This is a genomic window from Cyclobacterium salsum (assembly GCF_010119245.1).
Classification (GTDB): Bacteria; Bacteroidota; Bacteroidia; order Cytophagales; family Cyclobacteriaceae; genus Cyclobacterium; species Cyclobacterium salsum.
Genome location: NZ_WNKG01000002.1, coordinates 657,493 through 682,059, shown reverse-complemented (window position 1 = coordinate 682,059; position 24,567 = coordinate 657,493). Strand labels below are relative to the sequence as shown.

The following is a 24,567-nucleotide window of genomic DNA, read 5'->3' as shown; positions in this document are numbered from 1 at the left end:
GTAATTTATGCGAATAATTTATGTATTACTTTTCCTGACACGTCCGTCAACCTAAAATCCCTTCCCTGGGCAAAATAGGTAAATTTTTCGTGATCCATACCCATCAGATGCAAAATACTTGCCTGTAAATCATGGACATGCACTTTATCTTTTATGCCATAATAGCCTATTTCGTCGGTTTCACCATACGTCAACCCTCCTTTTACGCCTCCACCGGCCATCCAAATCGGAAAAGCTTCTGTGTGGTGATCCCTTCCTTTAAAAGGCCATTCCATGCCTCCTCGGTTTTCCTGCATGGGGGTACGGCCAAATTCTCCTCCCCATACCACAAGCGTCTCGTCCAGCAAGCCCCGCTGCTTTAAATCCTTGACCAATGCCGTCATGGCCTGGTCCACGGGCTTGCACTTAATGGGTAGTCCCTCGTCAAGGGATTCGCGTTCCGCTACCCCGTGCATGTCCCAGCCCCAGTCAAATAACTGCACAAAGCGAACGCCTTTCTCTACCAGCCTTCTGGCCAACAGGCAGTTATTGGCAAAAGACGTTTTCCCTGGCTCCGTACCGTACATCTCGTGAATGTATGCCGGTTCATCCTCTATATCCATGACGTCGGGCACGGAAGTTTGCATGCGGTAGGCCATTTCGTATTGGGAGATACGGGTCAAGGTCTCCGGATCGCCAAATTCCTGGTGTTCTTTCTCATTGATCCGGTTAATGGCATCAATGGTCTGCTTCCGCAAAGACCCATCCATGCCGGAAGGATTGGAAACATAAAGGACCGGGTCGCCTTCGGACCGGCATTGGACCCCCTGGTACACGGAAGGTAAAAAGCCACTGCCCCAGACGGATTTGCCCGCGTCGGGCGTATTTCCTCCGGATACCAACACCATAAAACCCGGCAAATCCTCGTTTTCAGACCCCAGCCCATAGGTTACCCAGCTTCCCATACTGGGCCGGCCCAATCTTGGTGAGCCCGTCTGCAACAGCAATTGTGCCGGCGCGTGGTTAAACTCATCCGTATGCATGGTTTTGATCAAGGCAACGTCATCCACAATCGTTGAAAAATGGGGTAAATTATCGGACACCATCATTCCTGATTCTCCCCTGGGCCTGAAAACAGCCTGAGGCCCCAGCATTTTGGGTACGCCCTGAATAAAGGCAAACTTTTTTCCCTCCAATAGGGATTGGGGACAGTCTTTTCCATCCAGTTTTGCCAGTTCCGGTTTGTAGTCAAACAATTCCAACTGCGAGGGCGCACCTGCCATGTGCAGGTAAATGATGCGTTTTGCCTTTGGAGCAAAATGGGGTACTTGCCGGAGCAGGCTATCCACCTGAGATTCCAGGGCTTGCTCCTCTCCGGACTTTTGACAACCCACCATACCACCAAGGGCCAATGCCCCTAATCCGGTGGTGCATTGTTTCAGAAAGTGCCTGCGGGTTTTACTCTGCAGGTATCGGTATCGTTGTTCGTCGGCTAAACTGATTCGCTTACTCATGACTTCATTAGAAATTCGTCCAGATTCATTACGGCATTTGCCACAATGGTGTATACGGCCAATGCTTTATTCTCCTCCCCTATCAACTGGCAAACGGCATCGGGCTGGGCATCAAAATAGGCCTGGCTTTGCTGAAGCAAGCTACGCAAATCGCCCAATTTATCGGGATCGATCCCTCTCCTCATCGCCAGGCTATATAATAGCCCGAGTCGCTTCTCGTCCTCCGTGTAATTCTCCAGCACTTTTCGCCCTATTGCAATTGCGGCCTCCAGGTACACCGGATCATTTAAGGTTACCAGGGCCTGAAGCGGTGTATTGGTATCAATGCGTTTGGGCAGGCAAAATTCCCTGCTTGGTGCATCAAAGGCAATGATGGAAGGGTAAGGACTGGTTCGCCTCCAAAAGGTATAAAGTGCTCTGCGGTGCTTGTCTTCCCCTTTGCTGGTGAGCCACTCGTCGCCACTATATACCACCTGCCAGATGCCGTCGGGCTGTTCGGGCATCACGCTGGGTCCCCTCATTTTTTTGCTCAACAGACCGGAAACGGCCAGTGCCTGGTCCCTAATCTGCTCGGCAGTCAATCTAAGCCGGGGCCCTCTTGACAGCCACTCGTTTAAGGGGTCCGGGTCATCCTTTTGATCTTTAAAATGAGAGGATTGGCGGTAGGTGGCAGACATCAGTATTTCCTTGAGTAGTTTTTTGATATCCCAGTCCAGGTCATGAGAAAACCGCAAGGCCAGCCAATCCAATAATTCAGGATGAGTAGGTGCATATCCCTGCGAACCAAAATCCTCCAACGACGAGACCAATCCCCTGCCAAATAATTGTTCCCAGAGTCTATTGACCATTACCCGTGCCGTTAGCGGATTTTCCGGGCTAAAAAGCCACTGGCTAAATCCAAGGCGGTCCGGATCATAGTTTCCTTCAAAGGGATTCCAAATGGCAGGCAGGCCCGGAGAAACCAGCTCACCTGGTACAATCCAGCTTCCTTTTTCAAATATCCGGCTTTCACGCTGGTACCGGTCCGGTAGGGAAACCATCACAGGGGTGGTTTCTTTTTCCGCTTCCGAATTATAAAGCTCCAGAAAGGCTTGCGCTATTTCCTCGTATCCGGCCTGTTCCTCCCCCGGAAGTGCATGGTGCAACATGACCCATTCGAAGGTACAGGTGAGCTCCTCTCCTTCTACTCCTTCATAGGCCAGGTACAAATCGTGGGTTCCCTTCGTTGGTTTTACCGGGACCGATATCACCTCCATCACCGAATACGTTTCATCCTCCTTTGTGTCTTCGTTAAACCGTGTTTTGGTTTTAGGCTTCACATTCCAGGATCCAATTTCCCTTCCTTTCAGGCTATCCAGCCGAAAGCTAATTTTCCCTTTCCCTTTTTGGGCTCTAACCTTAAACAGGATCCGGTCCTCGCCAACAAAGGGTAAATTCCGGGTCCTCGAATAAATATCAGGCTCCACCTTAAAGGTGGCCGTGCCTTTCACGGGAATGCCCTTGTCCATTTGTTCGAAATAATGGGGATGGATCTTGCCTTCTCCCAAACGGATCAGCCGGGTAAAGTAATCCGGATGTTGTTCCTGTTGTTGACTTCCTTCTTCACTGACCCAGGTTTGAATTCTTTTTAACTTTTCCTGGTCTTCTTCCGACTTAAAATCGATCAGGACCGGAGCCTCACTGGGAATATCGGCATCCGCAGTCTGATTAAAAAATGCCAGGCTACGGTAGTAATCTTCGTGTCGAATCGGATCATAAGGATGGCTGTGACATTGTACGCATTCCATCGTTGTTCCCTGCAATACCGTCCAGGTAGTATTTACCCTGTCCAGCACCGCCGCCACACGGAATTCCTCATTATCGGTGCCCCCTTCGTCGTTGTTCATGGTATTCCGGTGAAAGGCGGTAGCAATGTAGTTTTCGTCGGTAGGATTGGGTAATAAGTCTCCTGCAAGCTGTTCGGTGACAAACTGGTCGTAAGGCATGTTATCGTTAAATGCCTGGATCAGCCAATCCCTGTATTTCCAGATCTTTCGGGGCCGATCTGCCTCGTATCCTTTGGAATCGGCATACCTGGCCAAATCCATCCACATGGCCGCCCACCTTTCCCCGTAGGCAGGGGAATCCAAGAATTGATCCACCCATTTTTCATAGGCCTTTTCAGAACTGTCGGCCAAATAAGCCTGAACCTCATCCAAATCGGGAGGCAAACCCCGGGTATCAAAGCTAAGCCTTCGGATCAGCGAATACCGGTCCGATAAGGGGTTGGGTTGTAATTCCTTCTCCTCCAGGGTCTGCATGACAAATCGATCGATATCATTGATTACCCATGGGTTACCTGTGTCCGGTACTTGCTGCGCCAGTGGTGGTTTGTAGGCCCAATGGTCATCCCAAACAGCACCCTGATTGATCCACCGGGTAAATAATGCTATCTCCTTTTCGGAAAGGGGCTCTTCTTCTAACGGCATCCGGTATTCCGGATTTGTGTGATTGATCCGGTTGATAAGTTCACTTTTCCAGACATTTCCGGGTACGATGGCTCGCTCTCCGGATTCGTTGACCGCCAGGGCTTCTTCTTCGAAAAGCAGGCTGAATCCCCCTGATTTTTTTACGCCTCCGTGGCAGGCAATGCATTTGTTGTTGACAATGGGACGGATGTCACGGTTGTAATCGACCCGTTCTCCCAACACAATCCCTGGAACGATTCGGTGCTTGTTTTCAAAGGGTACCACGCGCATCATCCAAACCAAAAGGCCTAGCAGAAATAGCACGGAGAAGGTATAGGTAATGTACTTTTTTTGGGTGCGCATATAAGTATTGCCAACAGCGTCAATATCCGAAACAAAGTAATTAAAAATAGCTTGATTTCAAACAGTACCCTTACCGACGGTCCATTTTATGCTATTTTCGGCACAACAACCGAATCAGCCTTGGTCATTCTATTTCAGCAACGTCGCTTGCCGGTTGCCCCAACTCCTTTTCAAGTTGAATGCGAGGCAAACAAAAAAAGGTAAGCGCATGAGCACCTACCTTTTCCAAAAAGAATAATTAAAAAATCACCAACTTACTCTTTAATGTATTGCCTTATCAAATTGCCGGATGACTTATTGGCAGCCTGAATAAATTTTCTCAAGCTTTTTTGCTTTTCATGTTCCTGTAACATCGTGCGGTTTTCCCCGGAGTGTTGAACAGGCTCATTAGCAAGGGGCGAATGGCTCCTCTCCCCCGAATGCGGTATCTCATGCCGCTCACAAGTCAGGCATACCAGCAAAACCAGAAAAACATCTGGCAAAAACAACCATTTACTTTTCATCCTTAATCGTTTGGCTTTTTACCCTATACGGACGGTTCAGGAAAAGTGTCCTGAAAAACGTAAAAAATTTATTCCCTTTTCTTTACGATTTCAATGTCAAGCGGACTAGGGGCCTCCATTCCCACTCCTAAATAAAAATCCGTGTGAGGAGGTTGATTGTAACCTACGTTTTGCCAGGCAATACTGAGACGGTATTGGGGGTTGTGCATCAGCGTCGTAAACCGGTGCGCCGTAGCTTCTGTAGTGGTGTAAATTCTCAATGACTGGTTATCCTCCGTTCTGAAGATCACTTCCTCCCGCCAATCTCCAAACAAATCAGCGGACAGCGCAGGAGTCGCCTTGGAGCCATTATTTGATTCAGATCCCGTTGCCGTCAGTAAATTACGAAGCCGCTCTTCCTCGTAATCCCATTTATCAATGCGATTTTTATCCAACAACTCCCTGAGTAGATCCCCATCCCACCAAAGGACAAAATTGATGCTATTCGGTTTTTTTCCAATTTCTTCTCCCTGAAAATTGTACAATCCTTCGGCTCCGTTCCACCAAAATTCGGCTCCCTCATGCCGGGGATCAATATCCGCCGCCAGCCCCCTTCCTACGTCTGTTCCCTCAGCGGCACCCCAAAGAATCTGCCCCGTTCTGGCATTGAAAAGGGCAGCCCCAAATCCGGTCTCGTTGGTTTCGTTTTCATGAATACCCCAAACCAGTTGATCCGGATAGTCCGGGTGAAAACGACTGACGTGCAGGGCATCGCCATGCCTAAGACCCGTGCTATAAATACCCCTACCATCATCGTCTATGGCCATCGCCCCGTAAACAATTTCATCCTTCCCATCTCCATCAATATCATTGATGCTTAAACTGTGGTTTCCCTGTCCGGAATAGGGGTTTTCCCGGCCTTCCGAATCAAACACCCACCGCGATTGAAGCGTTTTGCCATCAAAATCCCAGGCAGCAATAACCGATCTACCGTAATAACCCCTTGCCATAAGTAAGGACGGCCTTTTGCCATCCAGATGAGCAATGCCCGCCAAAAACCGGTCCACCCGGTTTCCGTTGCAGTCATTTCCACCGTTTCCACCTTCTCCTCCCCATCCGCACACATCCCCTCTGCCTGGGATGTAGTCCACGGTGGACAAGGCCTGCCCCGTCTGTCCGGAGAAAACCGTCAAATACTCCGGGCCGTCCAGAATTTTACCCTCTTCATTTCTCCAATCTTTGCTAGCATTTCCTATTACCGTTCCTAATCCGTCCTTACTGCCATCCGCCGTTTTACAGGCAATTTCGGCGATGCCATCCCCATCCAAATCGTATACCATAAATTGGGTGTAATGAGCTCCCTCCCGAATATTTATTCCCAAATTGATTTCCCACAGCCGCTTTCCTTCCAGGGTATAGGCTTGAAGTATGGGTGGATCGGTAAAGCCATTCTGAGAATTGTCTTTGGACCTGCCGGTCATATGTATCACCAACTCGTACTGCCCATCACCGTTTAAATCTCCAACGGAAGTATCATTTGGACGGTAGCCCTCCGGCGTTTGCAGGGGGATTTCCAAAAAATTCTGATCCCAAACCGGTGTTGGTTTACTAAGTCCATGGCTAGCATTCCTAACCGAATACCGGGGATGCTGGCTTAGATCGGCCTCCGGATCGTAAAAGCTGGTGGTCTGATTTACGGGAACATTGTTTATTTTCTCTGCAGGTTTCCCTTCGTATTTCCTGTAGAGGTCAAACCCAGTATCTACGGATTCGTCTCCCAACAACCGCCAGCTCAGGAAAACACCCCCATTTCCGTCTTTGAGGGCGACCAATCCACGGTCGAGGTACTCCATTTGCCGCTGTCCAAAAAGAGAGATACTTAGTGTGCCAACGAATAGGAAGCAGGTGATACTGAATCCATGTAAAAGGCTCATTTGTTTCTTTTAAGGTCCTGATTTTTTCGAATAGGGGTAATAATTTCAATAAAAATAAGGTAATAACAGGGATAAAGGGAGTAAAATCTGACCAATGGTTCCCTCCCAAGAACTCTGAAACCTTGATTGCTTTACAGTGCGTTGAAATTGACGATGGCAAATCGCTCCTCAATCCGCAATTGCAGATACGAATTCCAGGAAAAACGGCTTTAATCACTAACGTCAAAATATTATTTGGATGGAAATGTAGTGAGTAACCATTACTAATATGTAAATTACTTTTTGCCACGCAACCATTTAACTCACCTTGGTGTATAGACGAATACCGACCCAGCAACCCCAGCAAATGTGGAAAAATACTTGTCAAATAAGCTTATAAACGGGATTTCCAAAGAAGACCGAAAGAGTCAGGAAGAGCTATATAAGCAATTTTACAGCTATGGGATGAGCATTTGCCTTCGTTATTCGGCAAACAGGGAAGAAAGCGTGGAAATACTTCACGACGGCTATCTGAAGGTATTTCACCATTTTGATCGATACGATCCCAAGCGTCCTTTTACCCTTTGGTTTAGAAGAATATTGATAAACGGAGCCATCAATTACTACAAAAAAAATCAAAACCATTCCCAAAATATAGGTCTGGAGAATGTTTCGGAAATCCCAGATCACGGTAAAACTGCCTCAGACGATCTGAAATACATGGACATGATCCAATTAATACAGGCGCTGCCGATGCAATATAGAACCGTGTTTAATTTATATGTGATCGAAGGCTACGAGCACCAGGAAATTTCGGAACTATTAGGTATTTCCACTGGAACCTCGAAATCCAATCTCCACCGGGCAAGACAAAAGCTAAGAGCCATGTTAACTGTTAGAAATCATGAAAAAGCAGGTGTCAAAAATGACTGATAAAGAGCTGGATGATTTCTTTAGAAAATTATCATCTGATCCTGAAATCCCCTACAATTCTCAGGACTGGGATCGGTTTGAAAAAAGGATCGCTGCCAATAAAAACGTAGCTCGCCCTGTCAATGGGTTTAAGTGGTATTTGATAGGCCCTCTTTTTATCGTAGGGCTTCTTTTCACAGTTTGGATGGCGGTTTCAGACGGTCCCTTTAAAACAGGAGACGAAACTCCGCTATTGTCAGCATCTACCTTGATGCTAACGGAATTAGATTCATATGACAATTATCGGATAAAAATCCTGGCGAAAAAAATGCCGTCAATGAAGAATGTTAAGAATAACAACGAACAGGCTGCAGATGCATCCAAAAAACATCGCAGTCAAGTCCTAACCTCTGACTCTTTCCCGAAAGAGGACTTACCGGATGGCACAGCTCAACCCACTTACCTAAAATGGGAATCAGATTCGAAATGGAACCTGTTTGAAAAATTTAATCGCATTTCCCCGATAGAGAATAATATCGCAATTCATAAGGGCTCAGGCATTCAGTTTGCACCAAGCGAACCATTCATTCACCACCAAAATATGGCACTGGGAATAATGCTTTCACCAGATTTCAGTGCCATACAATTCGACCATTTTCCGGCTTTCGGAAGAAGCATCGGTGTTCGCCTGGATTATCCAATCAGTCGTAGATGGGGATTTTCAGTAGGCGCGCTTCATGGGCAAAAAAGGTATCGGGGCGGTGAAGGGTATTGGGAGGGGTATGACACTTCCCATCAGGAAATGATCGGAGATTGCTGGCTAATAGAAATCCCCGTAAACCTGAAATATTACCCCATCAGCAGATCAAAAAACCGATGGTTTATTAGCTCAGGCTTGTCCTCTTATATCATGTTGAAAGAAAAATATTCGCTAACCTATGAAAACTATAGTGGAAATAGCTACACACAGGAAATGGAAATAAATGGTGATAACCAGCATGTCTTTGGCGTGTGGAATATTGGAATGGGCTACGAACATAAGTTAAGTAAAAAATTCACGATTCAGGCAGAGCCCTATTTCCGGATACCCCTGGTGGGTATAGGCGAAGGAAACCTGGATCTAAAAAGCATGGGCATTTTCTTCGGTATCAACTATTACCCATCAAATCAAATCTTAAAATTCTAAACAATAGAAATGATGAAAACCGTACAATCAAACATAATCCTGTTATTAGTTTTTGCTTTTTTCTCAATAGCCTGTGAGAAGGAGGATGAAAGTCCTCGGGTGATCCAGAAAGAGTATGTACTGAATTCGGTGTCGGATCCTTCCATTCAGGGGACCGTCACGTTCACCAAAGAAAGCGAGACGAGTACCCTGATCCGCATTGAATTGGATGGAACAACTGCGGGAGATGCTCATCCTGCCCATGTTCACCGAAATGCGGCCAGTGATGGTGGTGGGATTGCCATTGGACTAAATGATGTCGCAGGCGAAACGGGTGTCAGCGAAACAGTGGTCACCCAAATGGGTGATGGTACGCCAATTAATTATGAGGAGCTGTTGAATTTTGACGGTCATGTTAACGTGCATCTAAGTGCTACCTCCATGTCGACGTTAATTGCTCGTGGCGATATTGGCAGTAATAGCCAGGAAAACAATGATTCTAACCCTAACAATACCACCAATGATGACTATTAAAAACTACCTTTTACCGGGTTTCCTGGTGATCCTTTCGTATTCTTTTCAAGCCTGTACGAGTGAAAATGAGGAGGATATAGAACCTGATGACCAGGAGGAACGGTGCGTCGAATCGGTATCACTATCAAATGACATCATTCCGATTATCAATCAAAACTGCGCCATTTCAGGATGCCATGTGTCAGGAACCAATCGCGTAAACCTAACACTGAAAGAAAATATTCTCCAACACGCAGAACAGATCAAAAACTTTACCCAAAGTGATTACATGCCACCTGAGGGATCCGGAAAACAACTTAGCGAATCTCAAAAAGAAAGCATCTTTTGTTGGGTAGATCAAGGTGCCTTGGATAATTAAACTTCTATGAAAAATATAATTTTAACGATCTTTTGCCTGCTTACCCTGGTTACGGCCAGGGCGCAGGATTACAAAACGGAAACAGGAGAGGTTGTATTCTTTAGCAGTGCCCCTGTAGAGGACATTACGGCAAAAAACAATGCGGTAACTGGGTTGTTCAACACGGAAACGGGAAGTCTTGCCTTCCTGGTTCCTATAAAAGCTTTCCGCTTTCCAAAATCCCTGATGCAGGAACACTTCAACGAAAAATTTATGGATTCCGATACGTATCCTGAAGCTACATTCGACGGAAAGCTAACCGGCTACAGCCAATCCGAAACCGGATCTCAGGATGCTCGCGCCAAAGGAAAACTGACGATTCATGGTGTCACGGTTAATTACGACATTTCGGGTACGCTTCTAATCGAGGGTGACCAAATTAAAATGGAAGCGGTGTTCCCGGTTAAGCTGGAAGACCATGATATTCAGATTCCCTCCGTTCTGTTTTACAATATCGCAGAGGAGGTAGAAGTAACTGCCAATTTTGTATTTGAAGAAATAAAAAAATGATACGCAAAGCCCTACTCCTTTTCTTCTTAATGTCTAATTTTTTCCTTCCTGCTGGAGCCCAGGAGAATCTATTGGATCAACTGAAGTCAGAAAGTAAAACCGATTCCGATTGGAAGCGTCCTACCTCTACGTTCAAAGCCGTCAGGCTAATCAATGGTCACACAGTGGAAACCCGAAGAAAAGGGAATTTGGAATTCCTGATTTCACATCGTTTCGGAAGAGTCAATACCGGAGCCTATCAATTTTTCGGTATGGACCAGGCAAACATGAGGTTGGGCCTCGACTATTCATTGGAGGATTGGCTTACGCTGGGGATTGGAAGAAATTCGTTTAACAAACTATATGATGGATTCGTCAAAATCGGCATTCACCGCCAGGGTCAGTCTAAAACAAACCTTCCGATCTCCATAGTCTGGGTTTCGAATACATCCGTCAATACGTTACGCAGACCAGAGTTACCTATGAACCTGGAACGAAGATTACGCTATTCCCATCAATTTCTTTTAGCAAGCAAATTGAATCAGCTGGCGGCCATTCAGTTGATGCCTACCTACGTTCATCAAAACCTCGTTAGCGAAAGAAGCGGAGAAAATGGCCTTTTCGCTCTGGGAGCTGGTGCAAGCTATAGAATTACCAGAAGTGTTCACCTAACCATGGAATATTACCATCGTTTTACCAACGAGAATAACGGCAGCACTAATCCCCTTTCTTTTGGTGTGGATATCGAGACGGGTGGCCATGTTTTTCAGCTACACCTGACCAATAGCCAACAAATGACAGAAACCGGATATATTCCTTCCACTACGGGTGATTTTTTTAAAGGTGACATCCATTTTGGTTTCAATATCACCCGAAATTTCCAGTTGATTAAACCTGACTAAGGTTATTTCAGCATGGGTTTAGCCCTTTTGCAAAACTGAATGGCCAGGCCCCAGGGGTCTCGGAGCATTAGCAAGCGGGTTCCGTCCTCTAAGGTATCATCACTCACGAGTTCCGCACCTGCTGCTACCATGCGCTTTTTTTCCTCCTCCGGGTTTTCCGATACAAATGCCAGATGAAGCATCAACGGGTCTAACGTAGCATATTCCAAGACCGGAGCCTTGGAATTTTGATACAGTTCGATCATCACCTTGCCACTATCATCGGCCAAAAAGGTCATGAAAGGGGCGTTGGCCATTTTTTTAACCACCTTCAAGCCCAGGTTTTTCTCATACCAATCGGAAACGGCTTGTGGGTGTTGTACGTTTAATGCAATGTGTTCAATTTTCATACTCGTAAACTTGACTTATTAATCGGATGATTTTCGTGACAAATACAAAAAACCCCTCCATAGGTCGATACGGCCTGCATGGAGGGGAAAAACTAATGATTTAAGCTCGATTTGGGCTTGGCTTGATGCTGGTAAGGTCGGCTATTTTAACGGGGCCCTTACTATTAATACTATTTCGTGCTGCCACACCGATAAGTACCGACATGACCCCATCTCTTATGCCTGCAGCATGTTTGTAGGGGTCTGCGGCTTCCGGGTTTTTGAAAATTTTGTCATGGAGCCTTTTATCTCCCCCCCCGTGGCCTCCGCGTTCACTTACCACTTGAATAATCTGGGGCTTTTCCCAGTTTTTATGTAATACCAGCGGCTCCCGGTGCATGTCTTCACCGGCATTCTGATTCATCTCGGCCGCATGCAGTGCTTCCTGGTCCATGGTTTCGTTACTCATAAATGGTATATCTAACCAGGCATCAATTCTACCCTTCTGCCCGTTGAATGCTATCTTCCACCCTTCGTACGGACTGTAAGTAGTCAGTGAATAGTTCACCACAGCATTATTGGCATATTTGATATTGGCAGACATTTTATCGTAGATATCTATTTCATGCCGATAGACGCAGCCATCCCGGAAATAACCATCGTGATGCTCGTTTTCTGCATACAATTTCATATCCCTTGGGCTTTTGGTGATGTCCCAATAATACGTGCAATCGTCTTTGTGGGGACAAGCGCGACAGTTTTTACCCCTGAAAGGCCCGTTGCTACCGTAATGCTCCAGGTCCCCGTAAGCAAATACTTCGGAAGGGTCTGAATCCAGCCACCAGTTGAGAAGATCAAAATGGTGCGTCGCCTTATGCACCCAAAGCGACCCACCATTTTCGGTCACTCCATGCCAGCGGCGAAAATAGGAAGCACCGTGGTGAATATTAAGGTACCAATGAAAATCGACCGAGGTAACTTCCCCGATTTCTTTATTTTGAAGCAGTTCTTTGATTTTGGTGATGTAAGGACTCCATCGGTAATTAAAACCTACAATCAGGTTTTTATTGGAATTTTCTTCTGCCTCAAGGATTTGCTGGCACTTGTTTTCATCGGTGGTGAGCGGCTTTTCAGTAAGCACATCGCTTCCCGCTTCCAGTCCCTTGATTATAAATTCATGGTGCGTTGAATCCATGGTCGTGACGATCAGCAAATCCGGCTTGGTGCTGGCCATCATTTCGTCAAAATCAACAAATGTGGGGCAATTTACTTTCATGTATTCCAGCGCATAATCCAACCTTCCGGGATTGATATCGCTCAGCCCCACGAATTCCAGAATATCCGAGTATTGCTCAACCAGTCTTCTTCCCCAAAACGATGTCCCTCTTACACCGGTACCCACCAGCGCTACTCTAAGCTTTCTTTTCATTCCAAAGCCTGTCAGGGGCGTACTCACGGCTGTTCCGGCAGCCAGCAAACTTACGGCATGCAGAAAAGACCTTCTTGAAAATTTATTTTCCATGGCTAATAATTGGTTAAGGTTTGTTTTAAGAGCCTACTAGCTCTGTGTTATTGCTTTTTGCGCAATCGATTGCATTATAAATAAAAATTAAGAAATTGACAACTATTAACTTTCATACAGAAAAATACAGGCGGTTACCCTATAAAAAGAAAAAATCATTTTATAGGGTTAATAATATATAAATCTAATTCCAAAGGAATAAAATTCCGTTATTTTATATATTTCAAATTATATTCTTAAACTCATCCAGGTCACGGTGTTCCGCTTTCGTTCTAATTTATAATGATTATACATTGATTGGGGCCATGCGGGTTTGGATTGGTCGACATTACTCTTAAATTGCTTTTTCCAATAATTTCCTGCCGCCAAAAGTTGACGGCAGTCTTTTTTCACCAATTTAACCATCTCCATGAAAAAACTTAAATGGGGCGTTTTAGGCGCTGCGAAAATAGCCCGGGAAAAAGTGATCCCCGCCATGCAAAACAGTGATCTCTACGAAATTTACGGACTGGCATCCAGAGACCCGGAAAGAGCCAGGTCCGTGGCCAATGAGCTGGGAATTCCCAAAATTTACGGATCCTATGAGGAATTGATCCAGGATCCCGATATTGATGTCATATACAACCCGCTTCCCAATGACCTCCACGTACCCTACACCCTCCAATGCATCAATGCCGGCAAGCACGTTCTTTGTGAAAAGCCACTGGCCCTGGATGCAGAAGAAATCGATGAACTCATCAGCGCTCGGGATAAACAAGGCGTAAAAGTAGGGGAAGCGTTTATGGTCGCCTCCAATCCTCAATGGATCAAAGCAAGGGAATTGGTACGAAAAGGGTATCTCGGAAAACTAAAGGCCGTTCACGGATTTTTTAGCTATTTCAACCTTCAGGAGGATAATATCCGTAACATACAGGAAAAAGGCGGCGGAGGCATCTGGGATATTGGCTGCTACCCGGTATTTACTTCCCGTTTCGTTTTGGAAAAGGAGCCTGGAAGGCTGGTATCCATGCTGGAATACGACCCCCGATTCAGAACAGATAAACTCGGATCCGTTCTGATCGATTACCATGAAATTCAGATGACTTTCACCGTCAGCACCCAGCTTACGCCTTACCAGCGCATGCTTTTCTACGGGGAGGAAAAAATAATGGAGGTCCGGATACCATTCAATGCACCTGCAGACCAGGGCAATGAATTGTTTATTCACGATGGCAATTTTCTGAACCCCAATCCTGAGCGAATTGTGTTACCTGCCAGCAATCAATATACGGCTCAGGCGGATGACTTTTCCCGAGCCATACTGGAAAATACAGCGGTTCCCGTTTCCCTGGAAAATGCCCGGGCAAACACCCGTGTGCTTCAGGCCATATTTGAGTCAGATCAATACGAAAAATGGGTCGCTATTGACTAATCGCTTCCGTATCCGTGCGATGGATAACTTTTCCCTCCACCATGGTCATACTTACCATGATATTGGAATCAAACAAAAGCAAATCGGCGTCCATTCCTTCCTGAATGGCGCCTTTTTTATTTTCAATCCCCATAATCCGAGCAGGTGTTAGGCTTATCATTTTCACCGCCTCCAACATTGGCACATCTGCCTGTCGAAGCATCGTTCGGACCAATCGGTCCGTTGTGGCCACACTTCCAGCAAAGGAACTTCGATCCGGCAACTTGGCCACATCGTCTTCTATAATCACTTTCAATCCATCTTCTTTGTGACCGAGCATGCTTTCACCTTCCGGCATCCCTGCACCCCGCATGGCATCGGTAATCAATGCAATCTTGTCAGGACCTTTTATTTTGTAAATAAGTTTTAACAAGGGAGCAGGCAGGTGGATCCCGTCTGCGATAATTTCTACGTCCAGCGCTTCTAAAAGCAAGCTGCTTTCAATCACCCCGGCATATCGAAAGGCATTTTTTCGGGTAACGCCAGACATCCCGGAGTACAAATGCGTTGAAAGGGTGTAACCCGCTTCGACAGCGGCAAGGACTTCCTCGTATATGGCATCCGTATGCGCCATGGCCGCTAAAACGCCTTTTTCCCGCAGCCTTCTCCCAAATTCCAAGGCTCCTTTTCTTTCCGGAGCGGCACTCCATCGTGCAATAAGATGGGAATAATGTAAAATTTCCTCGTACTCCTCCGGATCGGGATCCCGAATGTATCGCGGATCCTGGGCACCCCGCTGGTTCATGGCAAAGTAGGGACCCTCCAGGTGCATCCCTAAAAACACTGCCCCCCGGTCATTTGCCTGATTTGCTTTCTCATAGGTACTAAGCAATGCCAATAACTGCTCCCGGGTGCTGGTGAGTGAAGTAGGGACCATAGACGTGGTCCCATGCCTCGCATGCATACGGGCAATTTCCAAAAACCCTTCCAGATCGCCGTCCATAAAATCATGCCCTCCCCCTCCATGCACGTGCAAGTCAATAAACCCGGGAGAAACGAATCTCCCCCGGGCATCAATCGTTTCTACCTCCGGAAGCGAATGGTTATCGGGAAAAACACCCTCAATACGTCCGTTTTTTACCAGCACAGAGGCTTGATAGTGTATGGCAAATGGGGTGATTACATTGCCATTGACTATTTGAAGGAATCCAGTTTGCATCCGCTTTATTTCAATATCAACTTACTGATCTGTTTCAGGAGAAATCAATTGCAGTTTTTTCCCGGTAAGATGACTGATAACGGCCACCAGACCAAGTATTATAAACAGTATCAAGTCCAACCTCAAGCCGAAATACATATCAGGAATAAAACCTGCCAACGAACTTAGGAAAACTATTAATCCTACAAGCGAAAGGTAAATAATGGCCGGAGAAACTTTTCGATCACTGAGGATCCCCAGGATGATCATGGGCCCCATGATACCTGTCCCGGCAAAACTTACCCGGGCCAGTAACACTAATTGGTCAAAAACAATAATGGAAAAAAAGAAAGCGATGACGGAAAAAACGAAAATGCCAATCTTCGTATTCCGCATGATGCTTTTTTCATTTCCACGCAGCAAGCCTCTTAATTCCGAACCCAACGCAAATATTTGCGCATTGGTGGTGGACAATCCTGCGGCAATCAAACCGATGATGGCGAGGGCCGCGACGGCATCCGGTTGGTCATAAAGAAAGGCATTGGCAAAGAATTCGTCTCTTCCATACTCCGAGTACAAATCCGCGCCATACATTCCTATGAAAATAGTCGGTAAAATAACCAAAATGGCAAAGGCACCCAGCGATACCGCCATAAGCTGCATGGTCTTCATGCTTTTCATCACCACAATCCGCGTCGTAAATTGAGGTTGCGTAACGGGAATCATCAAAATGGCTATCAGGGAAGCAATCAAAAATTGAGGCGTCAACAGCCCTTGAGGTCCGGGAGTGGATAACAGGTCTTCCTGTACGGTGCCAATTTTATCGAACATGGGGCCAATCCCGCCAAAATGATTGAGACAAGCCCATCCGATAATCCAGATAACTACCAATAAGAGTAATCCCTGAATGGCATCGCTAAAAATGATTGCTTTCAGACCACCGATTTCACTGTATATCAACATGATCAAAACAATACCGGCTGACCAACCCCAGGCTGGAAAGGAACCGGGAAAAGCCGCATCCATAAAGATCGCAATGCCTTGTATCTGTATGCCCACATACGGAATCAGAAATAAAAATGCGCTGAGAAAGAATACGTATCCGGCAAGCTTGTTTTCATAGCACCTGGTGATCAAGCCTGAAACCCCTCTAAACTCCATGCCTTTAACCTTATTCCGGATATGGTATCCGAACCATAAGAGTAAAAATACCATGGCACCATCGGATACGGCCAGAAATATCCAGGCCCCTACCCCATTGATCCGGAAGAAATCCGGCATGCCTAAAAAAGTAAAGGTACTGAAAAGTGCTGCCGCAAAGGTCAGTACACCAAGGGTCAATCCTATATTAGACCCCGCCATCATAAACTCTTCGGAGGATCTGTTTTTCTTATAGGATTTTAAAGAAGCGAAAACCAAAAGGCCTGCATAGATGAGGCCAAATACCCATACCCAGAATATCATACGTCCTCCTCCTCATTTTGCATACCTGGATGTACCCGCGTACCGATGTAGGTAAGGACAACCAAAAGTACCGTGATAATAAAACTGGTCCATAAACTGTAGGGTACGCCAGCTAATTCAGGCGTGGCAATTCCCTGCGGTATGACCAAAGGCGTAAAGGTAAGGATGCACAGGAAAATCGCAGCGATGCAACATATTTTCCAATAGAGTCTCTTTTTTTCCATTTGAATTGGGTTTAGGTCTTTTAATTGACAATATACAATTGTTGACTGAAATAGTACGAAAATTTATTAAAACAGGCAATTGGCAGCAAGCAAGCCACTGCCAATTGCCTGGCTATTATAATCTGGGGATGGTCAGGCCACCGTCAACCATGATCACCTGGCCTGTGGAATAGGGGAAATCCCCTTTGGCCAGGGCAGCCACCGCCAGGCCCACATCCTCTGGCAAGCCCCACCTGGCCTGCACACAAAGCCCCTCAGCAAGAAGTTTGTCGTACTTTTCTTGTACTCCGGAAGTCATATCCGTCGCGATGATTCCCGGTCGGACTTCAAATACCGGAATATTGAATTCTCCAAGGCGCACGGCAAAGAGCTGAGTAGCCATACTCATACCGGCCTTTGCGATACAATATTCTCCCCGATTCACTGAAGCCACCGTGGCAGAAATGGAGGATACGTTTATGATGGAACCTTTAAAGTCCGGATTCTCCTTTTTCTGAGCAATCATCCGATTCGCGGCCAACTGCGAAAGGAAATAGGCAGAATGCAAATTCGTTTTCAAGACATAGTCGAAACTTTCTTCAGAAGCCTCCAAAATATCCTTTCGCTCTTTAGGAGCCACTCCGGCGTTGTTTACCAACACATGTAGCCTTCCAAAATGAGTTTCTATGGAATCCATAATTCCCTGCCTGTCGGAAGCACTTCCTACATCTCCTCTGCAATACAGCACTTCTGCCCCCATCTCCCTTAACTCATTCAGGCTGTCTGCGGTATCTTCCTCTTTCCGCATACCGTTGATCGCCAGATCATATCCTTCTTTCGCCAGGCACCTGGCAATTCCCAGGCCGATGCCTCTTGATCCTCCGGTAACCAGTGCTACATTTTTCATAGTCATATATTCTTAAAGTTCGGGAATATCAACCCAGGCTCTTTTAGCCCAGCTCTCCAGCCCTTTCTCAGCCAACTGTACTCCCCTGGCACCGGCTTTCATATCCCAGGGAAAGGGCTCATCAGCAACAACATGTTTTAAAAACAACTCCCACTGCACCTTGAAAGCGTTGTCCATGGGTTCTTGCTCAGGTACCTTCGACCAACCTTCATAGAAGTCAATTGGCTGCACGATATCCGGATTCCAAACCGGCTTGGGGGTGTTGCCATAATGTTGAATGTAGCATTCTCTCAACCCGGCTACTGCCGATCCCTTGGTGCCATCCACCTGAACGGTCAACAAATCATCTCTCCTGACACGTACCGTCCAGGAGGAGTTAAAATGGGCGATAATGTCTCCTTCTAATTCAAAGGTGGCGTAAGCAGCATCATCCGCCGTACAGGTATAGGGTTTACCTTGTTCGTCTACCCGTTCCTTAATATGCGTTGCTCCTGTACAGGATACAGCTTTTACCTTTCCAAATATATTGTCCAATACATAGCGCCAATGGCAAAGCATGTCCACGATGATACCGCCATCGTCTTCTTTCCGGTAGTTCCAGGATGGACGTTGTGCGGGTACCGTGTGGCCTTCAAAGACCCAATATCCAAACTCTCCTCTTACAGAAAGAATCTCTCCAAAGAAATCGTTCTCAATCAAACGCTTCAACTTACGGAGGCCGGGCAGCCACAATTTATCCTGAACCACCCCATTTTTCACTCCGGCTTTATTGCAAATTTCATAAAGTTCCAGTGCGGTGTCAGTATCGACCGCTACCGGCTTTTCACAGTAGATGTGCTTCCCGGCTTTCACTGCCTGTTTGACGGCATCCGCCCTTCGCCCGGTGGTCTGGGCATCAAAATAAATACTGTACTGCGAGTCCTGCATGACCGCATCCAGGTCGGTGGTATACTTTTTCACCCCGGACCTTTTGCTGAGTGCCTGCAACTTGGCCTCATTTCTTCCCACCAGCACCGGGTCAGGCATAATGGTATCCCCATTTGCGAGTTTGACACCTCCTTGATCGATAATTTCCACGATGCTACGCATCAAATGCTGGTTGGTGCCCATCCTACCCGTGACACCATTCATAATGATTCCTACTTTATGTTCCATATGTATTCCTATTTTACTAGCAATGATAATAACTTTTTACAATATCGTTTAAAAACTCCTTTTGGTCTCGGGCCCAGTGACGGTCCGAAAAGATTTCCACTTCATTAAATCCGGAAAAACCGGCCTCTTCAGCCCATCCGCGAATCGTAGGGATATCGATACAGCCCTCTCCCATCAATCCACGGTCATTGAGAAAGTCTACCGTAGGACTCATCCAGTCACAGATATGAAAAGCGAAAAGGTTTCCCTGGCTGCCACAACGGAGAAGTTCTTCTTTAAGATCGGGATCCCACCACAAATGGTACACGTCCGCTGCTACACCCACATGGTCCGAACCGATCGCCTCCGCCATTTCATTGGCCTGACGCAGGGTATTAACTGCCGAACGGGTGTCTGCATACATCGGATGCAATGGTTCGATCGCCAATTTGACTTCATTTTGCATGGCATGAGGCAATACTTTTTCAATGCCCTCCCGGATCTGCTCTCTGGAGGTTTCCAACGATTGTCCCGGGTCGGCACCACAAACCAAAACGATCATGGGAGCCCCTAGCGCTGCCGCTTCGTCAATTGCTTTGAGGTTATCCTGAATGGCCAGGTCCCTGTCCTTCGCCGAAACGGAGGGAAAGAAGCCTCCCCTAACCAGGGAAACAATTTCCAGCCCATGACTTCGGAGCCGGTCGCCGGCAGCTTTGATATCCCGGCCACCTAAATATTGTCTCCATACAGAAATCCCTTTGACTCCTGCCATTTCATAATTCTCCGCCGCCTCCTCCAGACTCCAATGTTTGGTAGTGATGGTATGAACGCAAAGCCTGCTTAAATCTTTGATGGGTTGTATACTCATGATAGACAATTAAAAAACGTATAATAAGGATCCTTATCAATGATTCGCTGAACATACAAGGCTAGTTCCCTTGCGTGATAATCTCCCCACATGCTGGATTCATTGCAGGCAATTTTCTGTCCTTTCGGCACATTGTCCCAACCGTTGGGCTGGTGATAAATGGAATGCAATAAAATGCCCTGGTGTTTTTCGTCCGTACTTAAGTAAGGTTCTTCCAGCAAGGTGCGGAGGACGGTAAGTCCTGCCTGCCAGTATTTTTTGGCTTTCTCTGTTTGTCCCTTACGTTGCAGGTAATGACCCAATCGCAGTAATCCCTGGGCACCTATCGCTGCAGCCGTGCTGTCCACCGGCTCATACGCATTGTAGGGATCTGCAGGCTTAGATAGGTAATCTCCCAATTTATGCAGGTTTGGTGCCCCGGTATCCCAATAGGGTACCCCGTCTATTGGCGTATGATCAATATAGAAATCACAACTAGCTGTGGCAGCTTTTAACAAAAATGCTTCAATCTCCACCGGTGACCCATATGCCTTTAAGGATTCATCTGATAAATTGTCTATGTATTCCAATTCTTCTGCGAAACCACACATAGCCCAGGCCAATCCCCTGGTCCAGGTAGAAAACCCCGTATATCCCTGCTGGGTATTAGGGCAGCGGTAATTGCCATCTCGCGTATTGAAGACACTTTCGTGCGCCGTGCGGCCCCATACATCGTACCGGTCCCTACCCTCTCCATAATACACCGAATAGTCCGCCGTGGCCTTGGCATGTTGTAGTCCTCTGACAAGTAAATTTACCTTCTTATCGTTTTCCTCCTGCAGTACATGCCCCAGACTATAGCTAAGCATCAAAATCCGGACGGTTCGGATGGTATCTACAAAAAGTGAATGCGGACCGTTAAAGGAGTGAATAAATCCTCCATCCTTAATAGGAGTCCATCGGCTGGCTTGAACTGCCCCAGAAATTTTCAGGGCTAATTCATAAAAATTCTTCTCCCACTCATTGTAGGGGATTTTTTCCTCCATCATTAACCGCAGCAGGTTGCCATAGGTACTTACATTATTGAAGCCGTGATCATGGACACCGGTATGACTGATATGGGGAGCCATCAGTTGCAGGGTCTTCATTTTACCCTTTTCCAAAAAATCCATCTCCCCGGTAGCATCGAACTGCAAGATGGAAGAACCAAATTGAAAGCCCTGTGTCCATTCTGTCCAACCCCGGGTGGTATATTTACCATTTACCGTAAATACCGGTGAACCCTGGTTTTGGGGGTATTCTTTTTCAATCGCTTTGATTTTCTCTGCAGAAAGTTGCCAAAACCGCTCCAGTCTCTTTTTTAAATCTTGGGCTTGAATTTCAGAATCTATTGCTATCATTTTTTTAATGGGTTTAAATTTGTTTGGGATAAGCTCATCCAGCTGTCTAATTCAAAATATTAATCGGAATTCAATCGTGAAACCTTGCACTTTTTATTTTAAAGCTTAAAACTATCTTTATTTATCGTCATTATAAAGGTATTTTTTAATTTAAAGCTGGTACTTTTCGTTCTCAGACTTTCTGAAGTCTGACGGGGATTTTCCCGTTTTCCTTTTAAAAATCCGACTAAAATAGGATGGGTCCTGATAATTCAGCTGGTACGCGATTTCCTTATTGGAGAGATCGGTATAGATCAGGTACCGCTTTGCCTGAAGCATTAGCCGGTCGAGAATCACTTCGCCAGCCGTAAATCCTGTGATGTTTTTTACATGTTTATTTAAAACCGAAGGCGACATGGCCATCATGGCGGCATAATCCTGCACCTGATGTACCTGTCGAAATTGTTGTTCTACGAGCGCATTGAATTGTTGGACCAATGCAAAATGCGGATCCAATGTCTTATTTTTATCGGCGAAGTAACGCAGATAATATTGTTTGCATTTAATCAGGAATATTTGCAAAAAATGACGAAGAATCTCAGACGTAAACCCATCCCAATGTAAGTATTCTTTTCTTATCGACCGGATCAGGTGCAAGAGCTCGTCAAAATCATCCCTGGAAAGATTAAGAATTGGAACCAGGGTCGGATTATTGAAAAATGGCAACGCAAATAAGATGTCTTCCTGCCCGGCTTCTAAACCGTAAAAATCTCTTGAAAATACCATTAGATACCCATGGTAGTCATTTTCACGGCTTATCAGGTGGATTTGACCCGGTGAAAGAAAATGCACACTATTGGAGTGAATCGGGTGTGACTCAAAGTCTATCTCATGTCTCCCTGCCCCGGTGATAAAAACGCATATTTCATAGTATTTATGCCGGTGAGGTCGATCTGTTTCATGAGGGTAGGTACTATTCCGAATCGTCTTTCCCTGAACTTCATAAATCTGAAATGCTCGCTGATTGGTGATTTTCGGCATTTCATACGTTTTTATTGGCTCTCCCATAGACATTTTCAGCATTAGAGTCTAAGTTAAGGAAAAAACAGCATTTACAATTCCTCAAAGAGACCCATACTATTTCGTTTCTGTTTAATGATATTTAAATTTTTAAGTTAAATTTTTATAAATAACGTATTTTTTTAAAATATTTATTAAATTATTTTCAATTTATAACCCCATGTATTACCTTTGAAATATCAAATAAAGACAAACGGTCTTTTTACAATGTAGGATGATGAAATTGGCAGACATGCCCTCCTGTCTCGGGGGTGGGGAATCCAGAAAAAAGCAAATAGCGAGCTCGTATTTTGCCTAACTGCCCCGTGGAGGTTCGACTCCTTCTCCTACAGCAGGTTATTTTGGGTTTATTGTTAATTGACTAAAGCTATGAGACATTGTTTCATAGCTTTTTTGATTTTATCACCGCTTGACTTCGATTTTTACCCTAGTTGACTCAATCGTTCGTTCCTATTGCCAAAACGCACCATTCGGAAAACCTGGAAAAGCACCCGACCCCATTGGAGGCGACATTCGGCGTTTGCCCTAAGCTCCTTCTCGTGGATAGTTCCTGCGGATGCTTCCAGGGAATCAATCCAGTATAAGGGAAATAGAGTCTGCTTTGGTCCGAATTTTTAACCAGGACCATAGGCGTTCTGTTTCTTGCTCTTCAGGAATTTTAGAGAAGGTGGCAACAGCTATCAATACCGTGTCCTGTCTGTTTTCGGTAAGATTAGCGATCACCGATCGGTTTACGGAAAAGGCTACAAGGTTTTCATGATGAATTTTGGCTTCTCGTGCCAGGTCAGCCACCATACCGGTAGAGGCCGCATATTTTGCTACCTCACGTTCTAAAAAAGCAATTTTTTGGTCCTTCCCCTGTATCATGGCTTCATTTCGCTCGTAGAGGTCTTTTAGCACATCCGAGCGCAGCATGTTGAGGTCCATTCCGGTATCACCGCTTTGTTTAACTATCAGATAGGTGTTATCCAATTTAAATGTTGCCGTCTTTTTTTGGATCATGGCTATTTCCTCCTCCTCGATTCGCTTACCTACCAAGGCCAGCTCGATGACACTACTGTCCGGCTCATACTGGAAATTGCTGGTGATAATTTGCGTGCTTGGGAAATCAAATTCTGCCTGAACAAACTCTTTGGCCGACTTTTCCCAGAGTGTTCTTTTGACGATATTATATGCCAGGTAAATACTGGGAACAATCGTAATCATAATAAAAATACTAATGTAATTGCGTACCCGCCTTTCCCGCTGACTATCTATAAACTCCTTTTTAGGAAAACCCATAAACCGGACAATAAGGTAGGTCGATAAGCTTATAAATACAGAATTGATAAAAAACAGGTAGAAGGCACCTAAAAAATAATAGATATTCCAGGTAGCCAAGCCATACCCTGCGGTACACAAGGGCGGCATCAAGGCCGTGGCGATGGCCACCCCCGGAATAGCGTTGCTTTTTTCTTTTCGAGAACCTGCGATAATCCCAGCCAATCCGCCAAAAAGCGCGATCAAAACATCCCAAATGGTGGGCTCTGTTCTGGCAAGCAGTTCAGACTGGGCATCGTTTAGCGGGGTAAACGAAAAATAAAGCGTAGAGGTCATGATACTGATCAAAATCGCAATCCCCAGATTCTTCATGGATTTCTTTATCAACTCAAAATCGTTGATCCCTGCTGCCATACCGATCCCCATGATAGGACCCATCAAAGGTGATATCAGCATGGCCCCTATTATCACGGCGGTGGAGTTGACATTCAGGCCTACAGAAGCCACCAAAATCGCAAAAATAAGGATCCAAAGGTTAGCACCCCGGAATTCCACATTTTTTCTTATGTATTCAATCGTCTCAATTTCATCTTCCTTGCCTTCATGAAGATCAAATCTATCGCGTATAAATGTCAGGAAACCCGCTATCTTTTCTGATAATGCGTTTAGCTGCTGTCGGTCGTTTTTCATCAAATCCCTCAAAAGAAACCTCTGCAAG

Annotated in this window: 22 protein-coding genes; 7 read left to right on the top strand and 15 right to left on the bottom strand. The window is 45.8% G+C overall.

From position 1 onward, the window contains the following. Positions 1 to 5 precede the first annotated feature (5 nt). The 4 genes from GJS45_RS05460 to GJS45_RS05445 all read right to left on the bottom strand — a co-directional run bounded on the left by GJS45_RS05460 (position 6) and on the right by GJS45_RS05445 (position 6,719). Positions 6 to 1,493: a DUF1501 domain-containing protein gene (locus GJS45_RS05460; RefSeq protein ID WP_162340430.1), complete on the bottom strand. Its 1,488-nt coding sequence runs from the start codon at positions 1,491 to 1,493 to the stop codon at positions 6 to 8. Continuing rightward, positions 1,490 to 4,303 (bottom strand): DUF1553 domain-containing protein, encoded by a 2,814-nt coding sequence (locus GJS45_RS05455; protein ID WP_162340429.1) that lies wholly within the window; start codon positions 4,301 to 4,303, stop codon positions 1,490 to 1,492. The genes GJS45_RS05460 and GJS45_RS05455 overlap by 4 nt, the downstream gene beginning before the upstream one ends. Before the next feature lie 254 nt (positions 4,304 to 4,557). Then, positions 4,558 to 4,806 carry a hypothetical protein gene (locus tag GJS45_RS05450; RefSeq protein ID WP_162340428.1) on the bottom strand — a complete coding sequence of 83 codons (249 nt, stop codon included), beginning with the start codon at positions 4,804 to 4,806 and terminating at the stop codon, positions 4,558 to 4,560. A 68-nt stretch (positions 4,807 to 4,874) separates the two neighbouring features. Then, on the bottom strand, positions 4,875 to 6,719 hold the full coding sequence (locus GJS45_RS05445; RefSeq protein WP_162340427.1) for a rhamnogalacturonan lyase: 1,845 nt from the start codon (positions 6,717 to 6,719) through the stop codon (positions 4,875 to 4,877). 360 nt (positions 6,720 to 7,079) lie between these two features. Here GJS45_RS05445 and GJS45_RS05440 point away from each other — a divergent pair, with 360 nt between their 5' ends. The 6 genes from GJS45_RS05440 to GJS45_RS05415 are packed head-to-tail and all read left to right on the top strand — an operon-like array spanning position 7,080 to position 11,097. Continuing rightward, positions 7,080 to 7,631: an RNA polymerase sigma factor gene (locus GJS45_RS05440; protein WP_235954615.1), complete on the top strand. Its 552-nt coding sequence runs from the start codon at positions 7,080 to 7,082 to the stop codon at positions 7,629 to 7,631. Further along, complete coding sequence (locus GJS45_RS05435; protein ID WP_162340426.1) at positions 7,603 to 8,796, top strand: outer membrane beta-barrel protein; 1,194 nt, start codon at positions 7,603 to 7,605, stop codon at positions 8,794 to 8,796. Before GJS45_RS05440 ends, GJS45_RS05435 begins: the two co-directional genes overlap by 29 nt. Before the next feature lie 9 nt (positions 8,797 to 8,805). Then, complete coding sequence (locus tag GJS45_RS05430) at positions 8,806 to 9,309, top strand: CHRD domain-containing protein (protein WP_162340425.1); 504 nt, start codon at positions 8,806 to 8,808, stop codon at positions 9,307 to 9,309. After that, on the top strand, positions 9,296 to 9,667 hold the full coding sequence (locus GJS45_RS05425; protein ID WP_235954614.1) for a 2-polyprenyl-6-methoxyphenol hydroxylase: 372 nt from the start codon (positions 9,296 to 9,298) through the stop codon (positions 9,665 to 9,667). The genes GJS45_RS05430 and GJS45_RS05425 overlap by 14 nt, the downstream gene beginning before the upstream one ends. A 6-nt stretch (positions 9,668 to 9,673) precedes the next feature. Continuing rightward, on the top strand, positions 9,674 to 10,216 hold the full coding sequence (locus GJS45_RS05420; protein WP_162340424.1) for a YceI family protein: 543 nt from the start codon (positions 9,674 to 9,676) through the stop codon (positions 10,214 to 10,216). Next, positions 10,213 to 11,097 carry a DUF5777 family beta-barrel protein gene (locus GJS45_RS05415; RefSeq protein ID WP_162340423.1) on the top strand — a complete coding sequence of 295 codons (885 nt, stop codon included), beginning with the start codon at positions 10,213 to 10,215 and terminating at the stop codon, positions 11,095 to 11,097. The genes GJS45_RS05420 and GJS45_RS05415 overlap by 4 nt, the downstream gene beginning before the upstream one ends. Positions 11,098 to 11,099: 2 nt before the next feature. Here the strand turns inward: GJS45_RS05415 and GJS45_RS05410 are convergent, their stop codons facing one another. Both GJS45_RS05410 and GJS45_RS05405 read right to left on the bottom strand, forming a co-directional pair. Next, positions 11,100 to 11,486 (bottom strand): VOC family protein, encoded by a 387-nt coding sequence (locus tag GJS45_RS05410; RefSeq protein WP_162340422.1) that lies wholly within the window; start codon positions 11,484 to 11,486, stop codon positions 11,100 to 11,102. A 100-nt stretch (positions 11,487 to 11,586) separates the two neighbouring features. After that, entirely contained in the window at positions 11,587 to 12,987 is a 1,401-nt protein-coding gene (locus tag GJS45_RS05405) for a Gfo/Idh/MocA family oxidoreductase (protein WP_162340421.1), read from the bottom strand. Between the two features lie 409 nt (positions 12,988 to 13,396). Between GJS45_RS05405 and GJS45_RS05400 the strand changes: the two genes are divergently transcribed. Next, complete coding sequence (locus tag GJS45_RS05400) at positions 13,397 to 14,398, top strand: Gfo/Idh/MocA family protein (RefSeq protein WP_162340420.1); 1,002 nt, start codon at positions 13,397 to 13,399, stop codon at positions 14,396 to 14,398. Here the strand turns inward: GJS45_RS05400 and nagA are convergent. The 9 genes from nagA to GJS45_RS05355 all read right to left on the bottom strand — a co-directional run bounded on the left by nagA (position 14,388) and on the right by GJS45_RS05355 (position 24,539). Next, on the bottom strand, positions 14,388 to 15,596 hold the full coding sequence (gene nagA / locus GJS45_RS05395) for an N-acetylglucosamine-6-phosphate deacetylase (RefSeq protein WP_162340419.1): 1,209 nt from the start codon (positions 15,594 to 15,596) through the stop codon (positions 14,388 to 14,390). The two genes, GJS45_RS05400 and nagA, sit on opposite strands and share 11 nt — an antisense overlap. 21 nt (positions 15,597 to 15,617) lie before the next feature. Next, positions 15,618 to 17,039, bottom strand: a complete 1,422-nt coding sequence (locus GJS45_RS05390; RefSeq protein WP_162340418.1) for a sodium:solute symporter family protein — start codon at positions 17,037 to 17,039, stop codon at positions 15,618 to 15,620. Then, positions 17,036 to 17,263: a hypothetical protein gene (locus tag GJS45_RS05385; RefSeq protein ID WP_162340417.1), complete on the bottom strand. Its 228-nt coding sequence runs from the start codon at positions 17,261 to 17,263 to the stop codon at positions 17,036 to 17,038. Before GJS45_RS05385 ends, GJS45_RS05390 begins: the two co-directional genes overlap by 4 nt. A gap of 115 nt (positions 17,264 to 17,378) precedes the next feature. Further along, complete coding sequence (locus GJS45_RS05380) at positions 17,379 to 18,149, bottom strand: 3-ketoacyl-ACP reductase (RefSeq protein ID WP_162340416.1); 771 nt, start codon at positions 18,147 to 18,149, stop codon at positions 17,379 to 17,381. A 12-nt stretch (positions 18,150 to 18,161) separates the two neighbouring features. Then, the gene (locus GJS45_RS05375) at positions 18,162 to 19,304 is read right to left on the bottom strand and encodes a Gfo/Idh/MocA family protein (protein WP_162340415.1); all 1,143 of its coding nucleotides are present in this window, start codon (positions 19,302 to 19,304) and stop codon (positions 18,162 to 18,164) included. A gap of 16 nt (positions 19,305 to 19,320) precedes the next feature. Next, positions 19,321 to 20,151 (bottom strand): sugar phosphate isomerase/epimerase family protein, encoded by an 831-nt coding sequence (locus GJS45_RS05370; protein ID WP_162340414.1) that lies wholly within the window; start codon positions 20,149 to 20,151, stop codon positions 19,321 to 19,323. After that, complete coding sequence (locus GJS45_RS05365; RefSeq protein ID WP_162340413.1) at positions 20,148 to 21,530, bottom strand: glycoside hydrolase family 88 protein; 1,383 nt, start codon at positions 21,528 to 21,530, stop codon at positions 20,148 to 20,150. Before GJS45_RS05365 ends, GJS45_RS05370 begins: the two co-directional genes overlap by 4 nt. Before the next feature lie 150 nt (positions 21,531 to 21,680). After that, positions 21,681 to 22,592, bottom strand: coding sequence for a helix-turn-helix domain-containing protein (locus GJS45_RS05360; protein WP_235954613.1), 912 nt, complete (start codon positions 22,590 to 22,592; stop codon positions 21,681 to 21,683). A gap of 567 nt (positions 22,593 to 23,159) precedes the next feature. Then, positions 23,160 to 24,539: a TIGR00341 family protein gene (locus GJS45_RS05355; protein WP_162340412.1), complete on the bottom strand. Its 1,380-nt coding sequence runs from the start codon at positions 24,537 to 24,539 to the stop codon at positions 23,160 to 23,162. Positions 24,540 to 24,567 lie beyond the last annotated feature (28 nt).

Coding starts and splice junctions, on each gene's coding strand:
- GJS45_RS05450 (WP_162340428.1), bottom strand. CDS start 4,806: ATGAAAAGTAAATGGTTGTTTTTGCCAGATGTTTTTCTGGTTTTGCTG.
- GJS45_RS05360 (WP_235954613.1), bottom strand. CDS start 22,592: ATGCTGAAAATGTCTATGGGAGAGCCAATAAAAACGTATGAAATGCCG.
- GJS45_RS05425 (WP_235954614.1), top strand. CDS start 9,296: ATGATGACTATTAAAAACTACCTTTTACCGGGTTTCCTGGTGATCCTT.
- GJS45_RS05390 (WP_162340418.1), bottom strand. CDS start 17,039: ATGATATTCTGGGTATGGGTATTTGGCCTCATCTATGCAGGCCTTTTG.
- GJS45_RS05410 (WP_162340422.1), bottom strand. CDS start 11,486: ATGAAAATTGAACACATTGCATTAAACGTACAACACCCACAAGCCGTT.
- GJS45_RS05445 (WP_162340427.1), bottom strand. CDS start 6,719: ATGAGCCTTTTACATGGATTCAGTATCACCTGCTTCCTATTCGTTGGC.
- GJS45_RS05400 (WP_162340420.1), top strand. CDS start 13,397: ATGAAAAAACTTAAATGGGGCGTTTTAGGCGCTGCGAAAATAGCCCGG.
- GJS45_RS05380 (WP_162340416.1), bottom strand. CDS start 18,149: ATGAAAAATGTAGCACTGGTTACCGGAGGATCAAGAGGCATCGGCCTG.
- GJS45_RS05460 (WP_162340430.1), bottom strand. CDS start 1,493: ATGAGTAAGCGAATCAGTTTAGCCGACGAACAACGATACCGATACCTG.
- GJS45_RS05385 (WP_162340417.1), bottom strand. CDS start 17,263: ATGGAAAAAAAGAGACTCTATTGGAAAATATGTTGCATCGCTGCGATT.
- GJS45_RS05430 (WP_162340425.1), top strand. CDS start 8,806: ATGATGAAAACCGTACAATCAAACATAATCCTGTTATTAGTTTTTGCT.
- GJS45_RS05415 (WP_162340423.1), top strand. CDS start 10,213: ATGATACGCAAAGCCCTACTCCTTTTCTTCTTAATGTCTAATTTTTTC.
- GJS45_RS05375 (WP_162340415.1), bottom strand. CDS start 19,304: ATGGAACATAAAGTAGGAATCATTATGAATGGTGTCACGGGTAGGATG.
- GJS45_RS05405 (WP_162340421.1), bottom strand. CDS start 12,987: ATGGAAAATAAATTTTCAAGAAGGTCTTTTCTGCATGCCGTAAGTTTG.
- GJS45_RS05365 (WP_162340413.1), bottom strand. CDS start 21,530: ATGATAGCAATAGATTCTGAAATTCAAGCCCAAGATTTAAAAAAGAGA.
- GJS45_RS05455 (WP_162340429.1), bottom strand. CDS start 4,303: ATGCGCACCCAAAAAAAGTACATTACCTATACCTTCTCCGTGCTATTT.
- GJS45_RS05355 (WP_162340412.1), bottom strand. CDS start 24,539: ATGAAAAACGACCGACAGCAGCTAAACGCATTATCAGAAAAGATAGCG.
- nagA (WP_162340419.1), bottom strand. CDS start 15,596: ATGCAAACTGGATTCCTTCAAATAGTCAATGGCAATGTAATCACCCCA.
- GJS45_RS05420 (WP_162340424.1), top strand. CDS start 9,674: ATGAAAAATATAATTTTAACGATCTTTTGCCTGCTTACCCTGGTTACG.
- GJS45_RS05370 (WP_162340414.1), bottom strand. CDS start 20,151: ATGAGTATACAACCCATCAAAGATTTAAGCAGGCTTTGCGTTCATACC.
- GJS45_RS05435 (WP_162340426.1), top strand. CDS start 7,603: ATGAAAAAGCAGGTGTCAAAAATGACTGATAAAGAGCTGGATGATTTC.